This is a genomic window from Achromobacter sp. GW823-FHT04E03, assembly GCF_058796095.1.
Window position 1 is genome coordinate 388,382 of the sequence record NZ_JBXAIJ010000001.1, and the last position, 14,442, is coordinate 402,823.

The window sequence follows — 14,442 nt, forward strand, 5'->3', positions numbered from 1 at the left end:
CAGGGAGACGACGCATGCTGTTCACCAACATGAGTTCCGCGGCCGGCGCCGCCGGCCGCTACCTGGGGCAGACGCTCCGGCTGATGGTCGGCGTGCCGGACTACGAAACGTATGTGGCGCACATGCGGCGCACGCACCCTGACCAGGAGCCGATGACTTACGAAGCATTCTTCCGCGAGCGCCAGGACGCGCGTTATGGCGGGAAGAAGCGGATCGGTTGCTGCTGACAGGAAAGGCCTCGCTTGCGAGGCCTTTTTTTCGTTGGGGGCAGGCGGCGACGGGTTATACCGACTTTCTGCGTACCCTTTCGGCGTAGACCACCAAAGGCACCGCCCCGATCGCGCACAGCGACATCACCAGAAATCCCCCCGGCGCATAGCTGCGGTACAACGCGCCGCCCAACTGGATGCTGGCGAACATGAAGACCCCTCCCGACAGCAGCGCGTAGAGCGCGATGGCCGACGTCTTGATGGCGGCGGGCACATGGCGTGTGATGTACCACATGATGGCTGCGTTATTGCCTGCCAGCGTGAAGCACTGCAGCAGTTGCAGGCCCGCGATCAGCGCCGGATCGGTGGTGGCGGACAGACCGGCCCAGCGGATCGCGGTCATGACGGCGGACGCCAGGATCAGCCATTGCGCGCCCGTGCGGGCCAGGATGCGGGGCGCCAGGAAAAAGAACAGGACCTCGCTGGCCACGCCTACCACCCACAGCATGGAAATCAACGCGGTCGACAGGCCGCTGGCGGTCCAGTACAGCGTGGAATAGGAATAGAGGAAGCCGTTGCTGGCCTGGACCAGCGAGGCCGCAGCGATGCACATCAGCAGCGGGCGGTCGCGCAGGACTTCGAGCATGGGCAGGCGGACCGCCGGCGCGGGCGCTTCGCCCGCAGCGGGGCGCGCCGCCCGAGGCAGCAGCCGCACGCAGGCCAGGCAGGCGATGATGAGGACGATGGACAGCCACATCACCCAGTCGGCGTCGAACGTCTTGATCAGGTAGCCGCCCGCCAGGGTGACCACGGCAAAACCCAGCGAGCCGCAGGCGCGCATGACGGTGTAGGAACTCCCCTGGCCCCGGCCGCTGGCGATGGCCATGCGGTCCATCAGCGGCAGGACCGCCGGGAACACGGCATTGAGCAGCAGCGTGATGGCCAACAGCCAGCCGGGCGCGCTGCTGAACGGATAGCAGACGAACAGCGCCAGCGATGCCGCCAGCGCCGCCGCAATCAGCGCATGGGCGCGGCCGGTCTGGTCGGCGACGTGGGCGACCACGGGCGTGGACAGGATCTTGGGCAGGAAGGACGTGGCGACGATCAGGCCGATGACGGCGGGATCCAGTCCGCGGCTGGCGAACCACAGGGGCAGAAAGGGGATGCTGACTCCCTGCAGGCCGTAATACAGGAAGTAAAACCCGTGCAGGGCGATGGCGCCTTGCCTGGGGTCGGGGTTGCCGCGCATAGCGATGGAGGGATCCGGCTGAATTGACGCGCCGTAGCATACTCCTAGCCGGATCGGATTTCAGAAGGGAGGGCGCCTTGATCCCGGACATTGGCAAAAGAACGCGTACGGATTTACGCTAGCGAAGTCGCGGCGCAAGCAAGCCTCGCGCCGCGCGTGTGTTTTCACCATCATTCCTAGGAGTTGCGACCCATGGCCAAGAAACTGGATGAGAAGACCACCAAAGCCCTGAAAGAGCGGCGCAAGCGCCCGCTGGCGACGCCGACCGACCTGGCGTCGGCGGCCACCAGGGATATTTCCGCCGCGCTGAACCAGATACTCGCCGACGTGTTCGCGCTGTATCTCAAGACCAAGAACTTTCATTGGCACGTCAGCGGCCCCCATTTCCGCGACTACCACCTGCTGCTGGACGAGCAGGGCGACCAGCTGTTCGCCATGACGGATCCCATCGCCGAACGCATCCGCAAGATCGGCGGCACGACGCTGCGTTCCATTGGCCACATTGCGCGTTCGCAGCGCATCTCGGATAACGACGCGGACTACGTGCAGCCGCTGGATATGCTGGCCGAGCTGCGCGAGGACAACAAGGTCCTGGCCGCGGCGCTGCGCGAAGCGCACAACATCACCGACGAGCACCGCGACATCGCCAGCTCCAGCCTGATCGAGAACTGGATCGACGAGACCGAACGGCGCACCTGGTTCCTTTTCGAAGCCAGCCGGGAAGGGGATTCGACCGGCCATTGAGGCCGCAGGCGAGCCCCGCGCGCCCTGTCCACCGGGCCGCGCGGCTGGCTTGCCCGCCTTAGAACGACGCGGTGACCGTCGCGTAGTAGGCGCGGCCCGGTTCGTTGTAGGTGGCGGCGCCCGCTTCGCCCGCGTTGCCTTCGCGGTAGAGCTTCTTGTCCAGCAGGTTGCTGACGCCGACGCGCAAGCGCAGGTTCTTGTTGAGCTCGTAGCCCGTGCTCAACCCGACCAGGGCGTAGGGGCTGACGCTTTGCAACCCCTGGCCCGTGATGGTTTCGCCGCGGCGTGGGTTCAAGGTCGGGGCTTCCTGCTTGCCGTAGTAGGTCAGGTTGGCCTGGAACGACAGCTTTTCGGTGGCGAACCAGTCCAGCGTGGAATTGATCGTGTACTTCGGGATGATGCTCAGCGGCTGGCCATTGTCCTTGCTTTCGCTCTGGATCATGTAGGTGAAGTTGGTGTTCCAGTCCAGGCTGGGCGCCAGCGGAATGAAGAGATTGCCTTCCAGCCCCTCGACCACGGCCTTGCCCGAGTTGCTCCATTGCAGCACGCGCGCGCCGTTGGCCAGGCGATAGGCGATGTCCGTGCCGGCCACGATCTTGTTCTTGTAGTCGTTGCGGAAGTAGGCCGCGCTCATGCGCCAGCCGCCGGGGTCGTACTCGAAGCCGATTTCCTTGTTGACGCTGGTTTCGGGCGACAGGTTTTCATTGCCCACCAGGTAGCAGCCGTTCTGATTGGCCTGCGAGGCCAGGCAGCCGAAGCCGCGGCTGTACATCAGGTAGTTCGGATTCGACTGGTACAGGTTTGGTGCCTTGTACGCCCGCGCGATGCCGCCCTTGAGCCTGAAGGCCTCTGTGACCTTGTAGGCGGCATTCAGGCTGGGGCTCCAGTTGTTGCCGAACTTCTCGTTGTGGTCCAGGCGTACGCCCGGCGTCAGGGTGGTGCGTTCCCCGGCCTCGATATTGTCCTCGACGAACAGCGCGTAGCTGTTCTGCGTGGTCTTGGGATCGCGGTTGCCAGGCGCCACGCCGCCGATGACGCCGCCCGTGTAGGTCTGGCGCAGGCTGGCGGGATCGTCCAGGGATTCGCGCAGCCATTCCACGCCTACCGTCGCGACCTGCTCGAAGCCGAGCTTGAACGGGACGTTGACCTCGCCTGCCGCGCGCAGGTTCTTCAAGCGCGAGGTGGACCAGCCCAGGTCCATCGGGCTGCCTTCGCCGCTGCCGGCCAGGCCTTCGTTCTGGCGCGCGTTGCGGGTGTAGTCATAGCCCATCGAGGCGCGCGAGGTACCCCAGTCCCAGGTGCCGCGATGCGTCAGGCTCAGGCTCTCGCGGTAGAGCACGTTGGTTTCTTTGCCGTACAGGCTGTCGGTGAACTTGGTGGTGGAGTTCAGCATCGTGTCGCCGGCATAGAGGTTGCCCTGGCGGCTGAAGGCGGCTTCCAGGTCCAGCGTGTTGCGGTTGTCGGGACGCCAGGAGAAGACCGTGTTCAGGTCCTGGTTGATCACGCCTTCGCGGCCGGCCGATTCCGCCTGGCCGTCGCCGTTGAGCAGCGAGCGGCCGGCGTTGATATTGCGGGCGTCGGGGTTGGTCTTGTTGTAGTTGCCATAGAGCCGGAAGCTGAGGGTGTCGCTGATGGGGCCGCTCAGGCGAATGCCGACCCGGTTGGTATTGCCTTCGTCGCTGTTCTCGGGCTGGTTCAGATAGTAGGTCAGCGAACCGCTGAGCTTGTCCGTGGGCCGCTTGGTGATGATGTTCACCACCCCGCCCATCGCGCCCGAGCCATAGCGCGCGGCGGCGGGGCCGCGCAATACTTCGATGCGCTCGACTTCCTCGGCGGGCACCCAGTTGGTGTCGCCGCGGGTGTCGCGGTCTCCGCTCCAGCCATAGCGGATGGCGTTGCGGGAGGTGGCGGGCTTGCCGTCGATCAAGATCAAGGTGTTTTCCGGCCCCATGCCGCGGATGTCGACCTGCCGGCTATTGCCGCGTGAGCCGCTGGCGCTGTTGCCGGTCAGGTTGACCCCAGGTTCGCGCCGGATGATGTCGGACAGGTCGTTGGTGGGAGGACGGCGGGCGATTTCCTCGGCCGTGATCACCGAGACGCCCAGCGCTTCCTTCACTTCCTCTTCGGCGGTGCCGAGCACCTGAACGGTGGGGAACTGCTGGATGTGATCATCCTGCGTCGAGGTCGTCTGCGCGGCGGCGCCGGCGGTATGAAGCGCGCAGAACAGCGCCGCTGCGGCGTAGTTCAGGCGTTGGTTGGACAGGGACAGCACGAAGTTCTACTCCACAGGCAACGCAGCATGCGGACCGGGCGGGCAGGGTGGGGTTTTCACAACGCCCGCCGCAGATGCTCAACCCAAAGCCGGATGTGCATGATTTAATTGAGAACGATTTCTATTTGAAGTGTTCAGAATTATGTCAGCGGGAGTGCACGCCGGGTTTTGCGCCGGCACCACAATGCTTTGCGGCATCGCCAATCCTCCGGAATCCGGCATGGACGAGCTTCGGCCCGTAGCCGTTGCGGAATCAGCACATCGGGTCGTCCATTACGGGATGGCGCCTGTGGTCCCTGCGCGCGCGCAGACCGTCATGGAAGGCTGGTCTGACCTGGCCGAACTGGACCCGGGCATGGTGTTGTGGCGGCTGGACGCGCGCGATCTGCAAGGTGCGCGCATGCGTGCGGCGGTGCGGCCAGGCCTGCACCTGGCCCTGGTGGTCGGCGGCCGCGTGAACGTGACGCTGGGGGAACACAGGCTCACCCTGGGGCCCGGCGCCGATGGTAGCGTTCAAGGGGTGATGCTTTCCGCGCTGCGGCCGGACGCCTTCCTGCGCGAGTCATGCCGTGGCCATATCGAGCGCACGGTGATGCTGACCTTGCAGCCGCAATGGCTGGATCGGCATCTTCCCGGCGAAGAGGGACTGGCGCTGCGCGCGTTCGCGCAGCGCCATCTGGCGTTGCAGACCTGGAAGGCATCGGACCAGGCCGTGGCCGCCGCGCAGCAGATGTTGCGTCCGCCCGTGCTGCCGCCGCCTTTGTGGCGCCTGTACCAGAAGTCGCGCGCGCTCGACATCGTGGTCGAGGCGCTGGCGCATGCGCACGGCACGGCCGCCGAGGAGGCCGCGCCGCTCAGCCCGCGCGACCGCCGCCGCATGGCCGCGTTGCGGGAATGGATAGACCAGGGCGGCGCCGATGCCTTGCCGCTGGCGGAAATTGCCGCGCGGGCGTGCGTCAGCGTGAACACGCTGCAGCGGCACTTTCGCGCCATGTGGGGCACCACGGTGGCGCAATACCTGCGCGAGGGCAGGCTGTCGCGCGCGCGGTTGGCGCTGGAGCGCGATGGCATCAGCGTCGCGCAAGCGGCTTGCATCGCCGGCTACGGCAGCGCAGCTAACTTCGCCACCGCATTCCGGCGCCGCTTCGGCGTGCCGCCGGGGCAGGTCCGCGCGCGGCGCTAAGGCGCGGCCGAGGCCGGGGTTTCAGGTCAGCCGTGCTTGCCGAAGCCGCCGCTGGCCCACTCCGAGGCGCGCTGCACGCTCAGCTTGTAGGTCGGCGCGACATGGGTCTGGGCCAGTTGTTCGCCGGATTCGTCGTAGGCGCTCAACACGGCATACGGCTCGTCTTCGTCGGGAACGATATCCAGCTTGACGGTCAGGCGGCCGGCGGCGGCGTCGATCTTCACGCTTTTGTGTAGCGTCGCGTGCAGTTGCTGCTCGTGGCGGCGCAGGACTTCCCGGGCGGTCTTGACCAGGGTGATGAAGGCCGGGGAGTCGAGCGGCTTGGGGTTTTTCTTGTCGCGGCCCATGGTCCATGGACCGACCAGGGCCGGCTCGGCCTCGCCGTCCATGGTCATTTCCACGGCCCAGCCGTCGTCTTCCTCGTTCTTGATGATCCGGGCGGTCCAGCCATCGTCGCGCCACAGCGTGGGCAGCTGTTCTTTGCGGTCTTCGGGGGTTTCCGTTTCCGGTATGTGGGTATCGTTCACTGCTGTACTTCTCCTGGACTCGTTTGCCGGCAGGCCCGCGATTGGCGGGCATCGCAGCTTCCGGCTGTTGCCGGAAACCGTTGCCGCAGCGCGAACGCCATCGCGATGGCGGCAATTCCGCCTGCCGACAATTGGGTGCCGGCAACGCCGGTCTTGGCCAGCATGATACCGCCCAGCGTCGCGCCGCGGCCGATGGCGCAGGATGCAGCATTGCTTTTCCGTTTTCGTCATTCACGCAAAGCGCCGGAACCTGGACACGCCCGCATCGGACAAGCCGATACCCCGATCGGACATTCCTGCTGGCGCCCGGCACTTCGTAGCGCCACCATCGCCTGCTCCAAACACGTGTTTCAAGGAAATGAGCATGGACAATGGTCTTGCAGGACAACGAGTGGTGGTGGTCGGCGGTAGCTCGGGCATGGGGTTGGCCGTCAGCGAGCGATTGCTGGGCATGCACTGCGAGGTACTGATCGTGGGCAGGTCCCGCGACAAGCTCGACGCGGCGCGCGAGCAGTTGCGCGCGTTTGGCGCGCCTCGCCTGCACCAGGCGGATGTGACGAGTGAAGCGCAAGTGCAGCGGCTGTTTGAAGAATCAGGCCCGGTGGATCATCTGGTCTGCACGGCTGCCGACATACGCGGCGCCTACGAGCTACTGCCGCAACTCTCGCTGGACGCGCTGGACCGAGCCATCCGCTCCAAGGTCGTCGCGCCCATCCTGCTGGCCAAACATGGCGCCCCGCGCATGCCGGCGCACGGTTCCATCACCCTGACGTCGGGCATTGCCGCCTACCGGCCCCGGCCGAAGGGCATCGCCGTGGCGGCGATCAATGCCGCGTTGGAGGGTGTCGTGCGCGCCATGGCGGTCGAGCTTGCGCCGCTGCGGATCAATGCCGTATCGCCGGGCTGGGTGGATACGCCCATCTGGAATGACGTAGCCGGCGCCGACAGCGGACCGCTTTTGGCATCGATGGCCGAGCGGCTACCGGTGGGCCGGGTCGGCGCCGGCAGCGATATCGCCGATGCCATCGGCTTCCTGATCGGCAATGGCTACACCACCGGCACCGTGCTTCATGTCGATGGCGGCCATCGGCTGGTCTGAGCCAGTCGCCGCGAGGCGGATCATCTCGATGAAGGCGGCCACCTGGCGCGTAGGCGTCCGGTGCAAGGTGAGCAGGCAGATGGGAAGACCTGCTCCCGCGGTCGACAACGGCCGCCACCGGACGCAAGCCGTTGTCGCTGCGGGATCCATGGCCATCCGCGGCAGGATCGATACCCCGAGGCCCGCGGACACCATCTGTATCAAGGCCGGTACGCTGTCGGCGACACCGCGGATACGCGGCTGCACCGGGGCTTCCTGCAACACGGCCTCCAGGTATTCCCGGTATCGGCAGCCGTCCATCGTGACGACCAGCGGGAATGCGGCAAGCGCGTCGGCCTTGATGTCTACAGCCTCGGATAGCGGATGCCCAGGGGGCATTACGACCACCGGCATGTCCCGCGCAATGGCTTGCGCCCGGAGCTTGGCGTCGCTTGCCGGCCATCCGTGCACCAGACCGAGGTCGGCCGTCCCATCGAGCACCGCCTGAGCCGTCGCCATGGAGTTTCTTTCTTGAACTGCAACCTGCGTTCCGGGGTGCATGCCGGCAAAGCGCAACAGTTGCGGAACCAGCACACTGGTGCACAAGGTCTGCGGCGCGGCGACCCGGATCGTGCCTCCTGAATCGTCGACGTTGTCGCGAACTTCCCGGAAGGCGTCATCGGCCCGGGCAAGCAATTCGCGTGCTCGAATGGCCAGTCTCTCTGCGGCCGGGGTGGGTTGCAGGCGATTGTTCTGGCGGATGAAGAGCGCCTGGCCGACGCTCTCTTCCAGCGCCCGTATCTGTTCCGTAACGCTGGGTTGCGACAGATGCACCTGTTTGGCGGCTTTCGTGAAGCTCAACGTTTCCATCGCCGCGACGAAGATCTTCAGCTGTCGTAGTTGGAACATGTGGGTACGCGGTTGTGCTGGGTGGGCCTGTGTGCAGGTGGCTGTCTGCTGCCGAGTGTACTTCCGGTCCAAGACGGGCGGTTCAGGCATAGCGGGCGCCCTTGGCCAGTTCAGGCCGCGGGCAGGCTGACACCCCGAAGGCATCGAACCGCATGCGCTGGTGCTGGGCTCGGCTGGCGCAGCAAGCAACGCAAATTGATGCCGACCGTCGTGGAACGGTTGATCTGGGGCTATGGCGACGGCTCCACCATGCCCGTGTTCGATACACCCCGCGGAAAACTGGGTGCCGTGATCTGCTGGGAAAACTACATGCCGCTACTGCGCATGGCGATGTACGGGACAGGCATGAGCCGCCGTGGCCGAACTGATACGGTCGCGGATACGTAGCAGTTTCCGGTGCAGCAAATTGCATGAAGTTCGACGGTAAACTCCGATTGTTTGCAGGGCGTATGGCGCTCGCTCTGCCCATTTCCAACCTCTTTTTGCGTTGCCATTTTTAAGCAAGCGTCAGAGGAAGGCATGGGGAAAAATCTCCGGTTCCTATTTGCGGTACCTGCTGATAGCGCTCGGCGGCGCTGAGGTCGTTTGTCGTTGCCTGGCCCGCGAGTCGTAAATGAAGCTGCTGAAGCAGCGTTTTGAGGAAATGATGAATTTTTGGGTCCCTGTAGTCTTCGGTACGTTCAAGCTTCTGGTGTTGGGCACGGGCATGTTTCTCGCCATCAAGTCCCATTACGATGGAGAAAAAAAGGAGAAAGCGGAGAAGAAGGAGATAAAGGCTCCGTAAGCGAGCCTTCGTTGCTACGCAAGGGTTTAGAGCGCGGCCGACTTTATTCAGCGCGGCCGGCTCCATTTATCGTCTTCAGTTCACCAGCACAGGCTTGTCCCGATACTGCTGCGGAAACGTCTTGGCCAGGTTTTCGACCTTGGGCACGTCGTTGACCATGATGTACATGCTGTACGGATGGCGCACGAGATAGTCCTGGTGGTAGTCCTCGGCAGGATAGAAGGCTTTCAGCGGTTCTATCGTCGTGGCAAGCGCCTTGGGGTACACACCTGTCTTGTTCAGCTGCGCGATGTAGGCTTCGGCGACCTTGCGCTGGCCGTCGTCCGCAGGAAAGACCGTTGAACGGTACTGGGTGCCGCTGTCCGGACCCTGGCGGTTGAGCTGGGTGGGATCGTGGGCCACCGAGAAATAGATCTGCAGCAGCTGGCCGTAGCTGACCTGGGCGGGGTCGTAGGTGATCTCGACCGCTTCGGCGTGGCCGCTGCGCCCGCCGCTGACGGTGTCGTAATTGGCGGTGGACGCCTGGCCGCCGGCGTAGCCGGAGACGGCGGAGCTGACCCCCTTGACGTGCTGGAACACGGCTTGCACGCCCCAGAAGCAGCCGCCGGCGATGACGGCTTTTTGCGGTGCGGCGGCCGCGGGCTGGTCCATGGCCGGGGGCGGAATGATGAAGGCGGTTTCCGCGGCGCTGGCCGAGGCGGCGCCCAGCAGGCCGCAGGCGACGGCCAGCGCGGCGCAAAGTTTGCGGGGCAGGTGGATGGCGGACATGGTGTCTCCTGATGGATGGGGCGGCCGGAGTTCAGGCCTGCGGGGTGAACGCCAGGGCCACGCCATTCATGCAGTAGCGTAGCCCGGTCGGACGCGGGCCGTCGTCGAAGACGTGGCCCAGATGGCCGCCGCAATTGGCGCAATGCACGGCGACGCGCGTCATGCCGAAGCTGCGGTCCTTGGTTTCGCCCACGGCGCCGTCCAGCGGCTGCCAGAAGCTGGGCCAGCCGGTGCCGCTGTCGAACTTGGTGGAAGAAGAGAACAGCGGATGGGCGCAGCCGGCGCAGGCGTAGGCGCCCTTGCGATACTCCTTGTCCAGCGGGCTGGAGTAGGGACGCTCGGTGCCTTCGCGGCGCAGCACTTCGTATTGTTCGCGCGTGAGCCGTTCGCGCCATTGCGCGTCGCTTAGCGTGTAGGGGAAGGCCTGGGCGGCGGCGGCCGGGCCGCCGCGCGCCGCCAGGACCGGGGCCAGGCCGGCGGCGATGGCCGCCGCGCTGCCCAGGCCCAGGAAATGCCTGCGGTCTAGTTTCATGACATGCTCCGGATCAGGGGCGGGCCGGGTGGGCGCTATTGCTTCATGCCATCCTTGGACATGCCGCCTTTCGACATGCCGTCCTTGGACATCGAATCCTTGGACATGCCATCCTTTGACATGCCATCCTTGGACATCGAGTCCTTCGACATGCTGTTCTTGGACATCGAATCCTTCGACATGCCTTCCTTCGACATGCCGTCCTTGGACATGGAATCCTTGGACATCCCGCTCTTGGCCATTCCGTCCTTGGCCATCGAGCCGCCGCCCATGGCGTCCTTGCTCATGCTGTCCGCGGCATGGACCGCCGCGGCGCCGAAAGCCAGGCACAGGGACAGCGCGGCGGTGGTAGCGATTTTCTTCATGATGCGTTCCTTTATGGAGAGTGAAAGCGTGAAAGATTCCACCTAGCTGCCGCCGAACCAGTTGTAGCCCTGGTCCTCCCAGTAACCGCCCGGGTAGGTGTTGGTGACGAAAATTGCCTGTATGTGCTTGGGGTTCTTGTAGCCAAGCTTGGTAGGCATGCGCAGCTTCATGGGGAAGCCGTACTCTGGTGGCAGCGTCTGGCCGTCATAGGTCAGCGCCAGGATGGTCTGGGGGTGCAATGCGGTGGGCATGTCGATGCTGGTGTAGTAGTCGTCGGCGCACTTGAAGCCCACGTACCTGGCGCTCAGGTCCGCGCCTACGCGCTTGAGGAAGGCGGAGAACGGCACGCCGCCCCATTTGCCGATGGCGCTCCAGCCTTCGACGCAGATGTGCCGCGTCACCTGGTCGATCTGCGCCATGGCGCGCAGTTCCTCCAGCCGCCAGCGGCGCTTGTCTGCGACCAGTCCGCTGACTTCCAGGCGGAACGATTCCTCGTCCACATGCCGCACCTCGTCAATGCCGTAGTAGGCATTGAAGGGGAAGGGCCGCGTGATCATCGATTCGGGATAGGTCGGCGCCAACTGGTCGGGGTCGAAGATCCAGCCCTGCACCCGGTCGTTGAAGCGCGAAACCGCGGTCAGCGCTTTCTCTACGCTTTCGTCGTCCGACAGCGAGCAGCCCGACAGCATGGCCAGTCCGCCCAGGGTCAGGCTGCTGCGCAGGAAGGCGCGGCGCGAGGGCTGTTCGACCCGCTTTTCCAGGATCCTGCCGGCTTCCTTGAGGATGGCCGGGCCGTCCAGGCCGGGCAGGGAGGGGCGCTTGTGCTTGTTCACGGATGGCTCCTTATTTGCCGCGGATCATGGCGATCAGGCTGCGCGGCACCAATGCAACCATCACCAGGTGGACCGCCACGAACGCCGTCAGCAAGGCCATGGCAATGAAGTGCACGCGGCGCGCGGTCTCGTAACCGCCCATCAGTTCGCGCAGCAGTTCGAACTGCACCGACTTCCACAGCACCAGTCCGGAAAGCACCAGCACCGCGATGTCGAGCATCACGAACAGATAAGCCAGCCGCTGCACCTGGTTGTAGCGGCGCGGATCGGCGTGGGCGAGCTTGCCGCGCAGCGCCGCGCCCAGGTCGGCGGCAATGCCGCGGATGCTCAAGGGGAAGAACTTGCGCCAGAGGCGGCCGGTGGCCAGATTCATGGCCAGGTACAGGATGCCGTTGAAGAACAGCAGCCACATGCCGGCGAAATGCCATTGCAGGGCGCCGCCCAGCCAGCCGCCCAGCGTGATCTCCCGTGGAAACACGAAGTCGAACAAGGGCGAGGCGTTGTAGATGCGCCAGCCGCTCATTACCATGACCACCACGGCCAGGGCGTTGAGCCAGTGCATGGCGCGCAGCCAGCCGGGATGGATGGGTACATTGGCCGGCGGGGCCGGAACGTCGTGGCTTGCGGGAGGGGCCAGCATGGCGGGACTCCGGGGGGGCTTGTTGTCGTTGGAGCCATTCTTCCCCGGGGCCGATACCGAAGTCCTCACGCAAACTTAAATTAATTGTGATAACTCGGCGGCGCGGATTGGCGACAATAGGCGCATAACCCCTTTAGAGTTTCCTGCCCATGGACACGCCCCGACGCGTACTCATCGTCGAAGACGACGCCCACATCGCCGAACTGCTGCGCCTGCATCTGCGGGACGAAGGCTACGCGGTCGAGCATGCCGCCGACGGCAACGAAGGCATGCGCAGGCTGGAGGAAGGCGGCTGGGACGCCCTGGTGCTGGACTTGATGTTGCCCGGCATCGATGGCCTTGAAATCTGCAAGCGCGCCCGTGCCATGGCGCGCTATACGCCCATCATCATCACCAGCGCGCGCTCCAGCGAAGTGCACCGCATCCTGGGCCTGGAACTGGGCGCGGACGACTACCTGGCCAAGCCGTTCTCGATGCTGGAACTGGTGGCGCGGGTGCGGGCGCTCCTGCGCCGCAGCGACGCGCTTGAGCGCAACGCGCGCATCGACGCCGGCAGCCTGGCCCTGCACGGCGTGGCCATCGACCCGGTGGCGCGCACGGCCGAGGTCGACGGCCGCCGGCTGGACCTGACCCCGCGCGAGTTCGATCTGCTGCATTTCTTCGCGCGGCACCCGGACAAGGTTTTTTCGCGGATGGATCTGCTGAACCAGGTATGGGGCTACCAGCACGAAGGCTATGAACACACGGTCAATACCCACATCAACCGGCTGCGGGTGAAGATCGAAGCGGACCCGTCGGATCCGCAGCGCATTCTGACGGTCTGGGGCAAGGGCTATAAATTCGCCGCGGGGCCGGGCGGCGCGGGAGGCGCATCATGAAGCGGTTCACGCTTACCCAACGGCTGTCCGCCGTGTTTGCGTTGCTGTTGCTCGCCAGTTGCGGCGCCTCGGCCTGGCTGCAGATCGCGGCCAATTCCCGCTACGAGCAGGAGGTGGTCCAGCGCCTGTCCAGCGGACTGGCGCAGCATATCGCCGGCGCCAACGAATTGATGGACACCAACGGCTGGAAGCCCGCTGCGGTGCGCTCGCTGTTCGACATGCTGATGGCGGTGAATCCGGCGGTCGAGGTCTACTTGCTGTCCAACGACGGCCACATCGTGGGCGATGCCGCGCCCGCCGGCCAGATCAAGCGCGAGCGTGTCGACCTGGGGCCGGTCAAGCGCCTGTTGGCCGGCGAGATGCTGCCCATCACCGGCGACGACCCGCGCAGCCTGGACGCGCAGAAAGTCTTCAGCGCCGCGCCGGTGCGCGTGGGCGGGCAGGACAAGGGCTACGTCTACGTGGTGTTGCAGGGGCAGGCGCACGACGCGCTGGCGATGGCCGTGTCGCGCAGCTCCGTGCTGCGCACGACCTTGTGGTCGATCGCGCTGGTCGCGCTGCTGGGCCTGGTGGCTGGCCTGGCGGCGTTCGCCTTGATCACGCGGCCGCTGCGCGGGCTGACGCGCGCGGTGCGCGCCTTCGACGGCGACGACGGGCAGGCCCTGGCCGCGCTGGAGCGTCCGGGCGACGCCTCGGAGCGCAATGGCGACGAGATCGCGGTGCTGCGGCGCAGCTTCGTGCAGATGGGCAAGCGCATATCCGACCAATGGCGCGAACTGACCCGGCAGGACCAGCAGCGGCGCGACCTGGTCGCCAACATCTCGCACGATCTGCGCACGCCGCTGACCTCGCTGCACGGCTATCTGGAAACCCTGAGGTTGAAGGACCAGACGCTGGACCCGGACGAGCGCCGCCGCTACCTGGACATTGCGCTGGCCCAGAGCCGCAAGGTCGGCCGCCTGGCGCAGGAACTCTTCGAACTGGCGCGGCTGGAGTCCGGGCTGGTGCGGCTGGAACCCGAGACCTTTTCGTTGCCGGAATTGGTGCAGGACGTGATCCAGAAGTTCGAGCTGGCGGCCGAGGCGCGCCAGCAACGCCTGACCACCGACATCCCGCGCGAACTGCCGCCGGTGCGCGCGGACCTTGGGCTGATCGAACGCGTGCTGACCAACCTGCTGGACAACGCCATCCGCCACAGCCCGCCCGGCGGCCTGATCGAACTGCGGCTGGGCAGCGCGCATGACCTGGTGCAGGTGCAGGTCAGCGACACGGGCGAGGGCATTCCGCAGGCGCTGCGCGCGGGACTATTCACGCGGGCCAGCGCCTTGAATCGAGGCCCTGGCGACGGCGGCGGGCTGGGGCTGGTGATCGTGCAGCGCATCCTGCAGCTGCACCACAGCGAGATCAGGCTTGTGGACCGCGCCGGATCGGGCACGGTGTTCCAGTTCGACCTGGCCGCGGTGCGCTAGC

General features: G+C 65.5%; 17 protein-coding genes and 1 pseudogene. 8 read left to right on the plus strand and 10 right to left on the minus strand.

Annotated features, from left to right (window positions below):
• Nucleotides 1-14: 14 nt before the first annotated feature.
• The gene (locus AC1RHV_RS01820) at nucleotides 15-227 is read left to right on the plus strand and encodes a YbdD/YjiX family protein (RefSeq protein WP_013393534.1); all 213 of its coding nucleotides are present in this window, start codon (nucleotides 15-17) and stop codon (nucleotides 225-227) included.
• 55 nt (nucleotides 228-282) lie between these two features.
• Here the strand turns inward: AC1RHV_RS01820 and AC1RHV_RS01825 are convergent, their stop codons facing one another.
• Nucleotides 283-1,458, minus strand: coding sequence for an MFS transporter (locus tag AC1RHV_RS01825; RefSeq protein ID WP_492299633.1), 1,176 nt, complete (start codon nucleotides 1,456-1,458; stop codon nucleotides 283-285).
• 192 nt (nucleotides 1,459-1,650) lie between these two features.
• Here AC1RHV_RS01825 and AC1RHV_RS01830 point away from each other — a divergent pair, with 192 nt between their 5' ends.
• Nucleotides 1,651-2,202 (plus strand): Dps family protein, encoded by a 552-nt coding sequence (locus AC1RHV_RS01830; protein ID WP_013393536.1) that lies wholly within the window; start codon nucleotides 1,651-1,653, stop codon nucleotides 2,200-2,202.
• A gap of 58 nt (nucleotides 2,203-2,260) precedes the next feature.
• Here AC1RHV_RS01830 and AC1RHV_RS01835 read toward each other — a convergent pair whose 3' ends face one another.
• Nucleotides 2,261-4,465: a TonB-dependent siderophore receptor gene (locus tag AC1RHV_RS01835; RefSeq protein WP_492300776.1), complete on the minus strand. Its 2,205-nt coding sequence runs from the start codon at nucleotides 4,463-4,465 to the stop codon at nucleotides 2,261-2,263.
• Nucleotides 4,466-4,790: 325 nt separating this feature from the next.
• On the opposite strand from AC1RHV_RS01835, the gene AC1RHV_RS01840 reads away from it, so the two are divergent.
• Nucleotides 4,791-5,657 carry a helix-turn-helix domain-containing protein gene (locus AC1RHV_RS01840; RefSeq protein WP_119451188.1) on the plus strand — a complete coding sequence of 289 codons (867 nt, stop codon included), beginning with the start codon at nucleotides 4,791-4,793 and terminating at the stop codon, nucleotides 5,655-5,657.
• Nucleotides 5,658-5,683: 26 nt separating this feature from the next.
• Here AC1RHV_RS01840 and AC1RHV_RS01845 read toward each other — a convergent pair whose 3' ends face one another.
• Together AC1RHV_RS01845 and AC1RHV_RS01850 are read right to left on the minus strand one after the other, a co-directional pair.
• Nucleotides 5,684-6,184, minus strand: coding sequence for a hypothetical protein (locus AC1RHV_RS01845; RefSeq protein ID WP_054456804.1), 501 nt, complete (start codon nucleotides 6,182-6,184; stop codon nucleotides 5,684-5,686).
• Nucleotides 6,181-6,348, minus strand: coding sequence for a hypothetical protein (locus AC1RHV_RS01850; protein WP_156337416.1), 168 nt, complete (start codon nucleotides 6,346-6,348; stop codon nucleotides 6,181-6,183). The genes AC1RHV_RS01845 and AC1RHV_RS01850 overlap by 4 nt, the downstream gene beginning before the upstream one ends.
• A 200-nt stretch (nucleotides 6,349-6,548) precedes the next feature.
• Between AC1RHV_RS01850 and AC1RHV_RS01855 the strand changes: the two genes are divergently transcribed.
• On the plus strand, nucleotides 6,549-7,283 hold the full coding sequence (locus AC1RHV_RS01855; protein ID WP_175163744.1) for an SDR family oxidoreductase: 735 nt from the start codon (nucleotides 6,549-6,551) through the stop codon (nucleotides 7,281-7,283).
• On the opposite strand, the gene AC1RHV_RS01860 is transcribed toward AC1RHV_RS01855, so the two are convergent.
• Entirely contained in the window at nucleotides 7,164-8,171 is a 1,008-nt protein-coding gene (locus AC1RHV_RS01860) for a LysR family transcriptional regulator (protein WP_492299634.1), read from the minus strand. The genes AC1RHV_RS01855 and AC1RHV_RS01860 overlap by 120 nt on opposite strands.
• 183 nt (nucleotides 8,172-8,354) lie before the next feature.
• On the opposite strand from AC1RHV_RS01860, the pseudogene AC1RHV_RS01865 reads away from it, so the two are divergent.
• Together AC1RHV_RS01865 and AC1RHV_RS01870 are read left to right on the plus strand one after the other, a co-directional pair.
• A pseudogene (locus AC1RHV_RS01865) lies at nucleotides 8,355-8,510 on the plus strand (nitrilase-related carbon-nitrogen hydrolase); the annotation flags it as partial.
• 274 nt (nucleotides 8,511-8,784) lie between these two features.
• Entirely contained in the window at nucleotides 8,785-8,955 is a 171-nt protein-coding gene (locus tag AC1RHV_RS01870) for a hypothetical protein (protein ID WP_175163740.1), read from the plus strand.
• A 75-nt stretch (nucleotides 8,956-9,030) separates the two neighbouring features.
• On the opposite strand, the gene msrA is transcribed toward AC1RHV_RS01870, so the two are convergent.
• The 5 genes from msrA to AC1RHV_RS01895 are packed head-to-tail and all read right to left on the minus strand — an operon-like array spanning nucleotide 9,031 to nucleotide 12,094.
• Complete coding sequence (gene msrA / locus AC1RHV_RS01875) at nucleotides 9,031-9,723, minus strand: peptide-methionine (S)-S-oxide reductase MsrA (RefSeq protein ID WP_175163738.1); 693 nt, start codon at nucleotides 9,721-9,723, stop codon at nucleotides 9,031-9,033.
• Between the two features lie 31 nt (nucleotides 9,724-9,754).
• Nucleotides 9,755-10,255: a peptide-methionine (R)-S-oxide reductase MsrB gene (gene msrB / locus AC1RHV_RS01880; protein ID WP_119451117.1), complete on the minus strand. Its 501-nt coding sequence runs from the start codon at nucleotides 10,253-10,255 to the stop codon at nucleotides 9,755-9,757.
• A 35-nt stretch (nucleotides 10,256-10,290) separates the two neighbouring features.
• Nucleotides 10,291-10,620, minus strand: a complete 330-nt coding sequence (locus tag AC1RHV_RS01885; RefSeq protein ID WP_119451118.1) for a pentapeptide MXKDX repeat protein — start codon at nucleotides 10,618-10,620, stop codon at nucleotides 10,291-10,293.
• Nucleotides 10,621-10,662: 42 nt separating this feature from the next.
• Nucleotides 10,663-11,454, minus strand: a complete 792-nt coding sequence (locus tag AC1RHV_RS01890) for a molybdopterin-binding protein (protein WP_119451119.1) — start codon at nucleotides 11,452-11,454, stop codon at nucleotides 10,663-10,665.
• A gap of 10 nt (nucleotides 11,455-11,464) precedes the next feature.
• Nucleotides 11,465-12,094: a cytochrome b/b6 domain-containing protein gene (locus tag AC1RHV_RS01895; RefSeq protein ID WP_175164558.1), complete on the minus strand. Its 630-nt coding sequence runs from the start codon at nucleotides 12,092-12,094 to the stop codon at nucleotides 11,465-11,467.
• 149 nt (nucleotides 12,095-12,243) lie between these two features.
• Between AC1RHV_RS01895 and AC1RHV_RS01900 the strand changes: the two genes are divergently transcribed.
• Entirely contained in the window at nucleotides 12,244-12,972 is a 729-nt protein-coding gene (locus AC1RHV_RS01900) for a response regulator transcription factor (RefSeq protein WP_054456812.1), read from the plus strand.
• The gene (locus tag AC1RHV_RS01905; protein ID WP_492299635.1) at nucleotides 12,969-14,441 is read left to right on the plus strand and encodes a sensor histidine kinase; all 1,473 of its coding nucleotides are present in this window, start codon (nucleotides 12,969-12,971) and stop codon (nucleotides 14,439-14,441) included. Before AC1RHV_RS01900 ends, AC1RHV_RS01905 begins: the two co-directional genes overlap by 4 nt.
• The last annotated feature ends 1 nt before the right edge of the window (nucleotide 14,442 follow it).

Coding starts and splice junctions, on each gene's coding strand:
- AC1RHV_RS01820 (WP_013393534.1), top strand. CDS start 15: ATGCTGTTCACCAACATGAGTTCCGCGGCCGGCGCCGCCGGCCGCTAC.
- AC1RHV_RS01825 (WP_492299633.1), bottom strand. CDS start 1,458: ATGCGCGGCAACCCCGACCCCAGGCAAGGCGCCATCGCCCTGCACGGG.
- AC1RHV_RS01830 (WP_013393536.1), top strand. CDS start 1,651: ATGGCCAAGAAACTGGATGAGAAGACCACCAAAGCCCTGAAAGAGCGG.
- AC1RHV_RS01840 (WP_119451188.1), top strand. CDS start 4,791: ATGGAAGGCTGGTCTGACCTGGCCGAACTGGACCCGGGCATGGTGTTG.
- AC1RHV_RS01850 (WP_156337416.1), bottom strand. CDS start 6,348: ATGCTGGCCAAGACCGGCGTTGCCGGCACCCAATTGTCGGCAGGCGGA.
- AC1RHV_RS01855 (WP_175163744.1), top strand. CDS start 6,549: ATGGACAATGGTCTTGCAGGACAACGAGTGGTGGTGGTCGGCGGTAGC.
- AC1RHV_RS01860 (WP_492299634.1), bottom strand. CDS start 8,171: ATGTTCCAACTACGACAGCTGAAGATCTTCGTCGCGGCGATGGAAACG.
- AC1RHV_RS01870 (WP_175163740.1), top strand. CDS start 8,785: ATGAAGCTGCTGAAGCAGCGTTTTGAGGAAATGATGAATTTTTGGGTC.
- msrA (WP_175163738.1), bottom strand. CDS start 9,723: ATGTCCGCCATCCACCTGCCCCGCAAACTTTGCGCCGCGCTGGCCGTC.
- msrB (WP_119451117.1), bottom strand. CDS start 10,255: ATGAAACTAGACCGCAGGCATTTCCTGGGCCTGGGCAGCGCGGCGGCC.
- AC1RHV_RS01885 (WP_119451118.1), bottom strand. CDS start 10,620: ATGAAGAAAATCGCTACCACCGCCGCGCTGTCCCTGTGCCTGGCTTTC.
- AC1RHV_RS01895 (WP_175164558.1), bottom strand. CDS start 12,094: ATGCTGGCCCCTCCCGCAAGCCACGACGTTCCGGCCCCGCCGGCCAAT.
- AC1RHV_RS01900 (WP_054456812.1), top strand. CDS start 12,244: ATGGACACGCCCCGACGCGTACTCATCGTCGAAGACGACGCCCACATC.
- AC1RHV_RS01905 (WP_492299635.1), top strand. CDS start 12,969: ATGAAGCGGTTCACGCTTACCCAACGGCTGTCCGCCGTGTTTGCGTTG.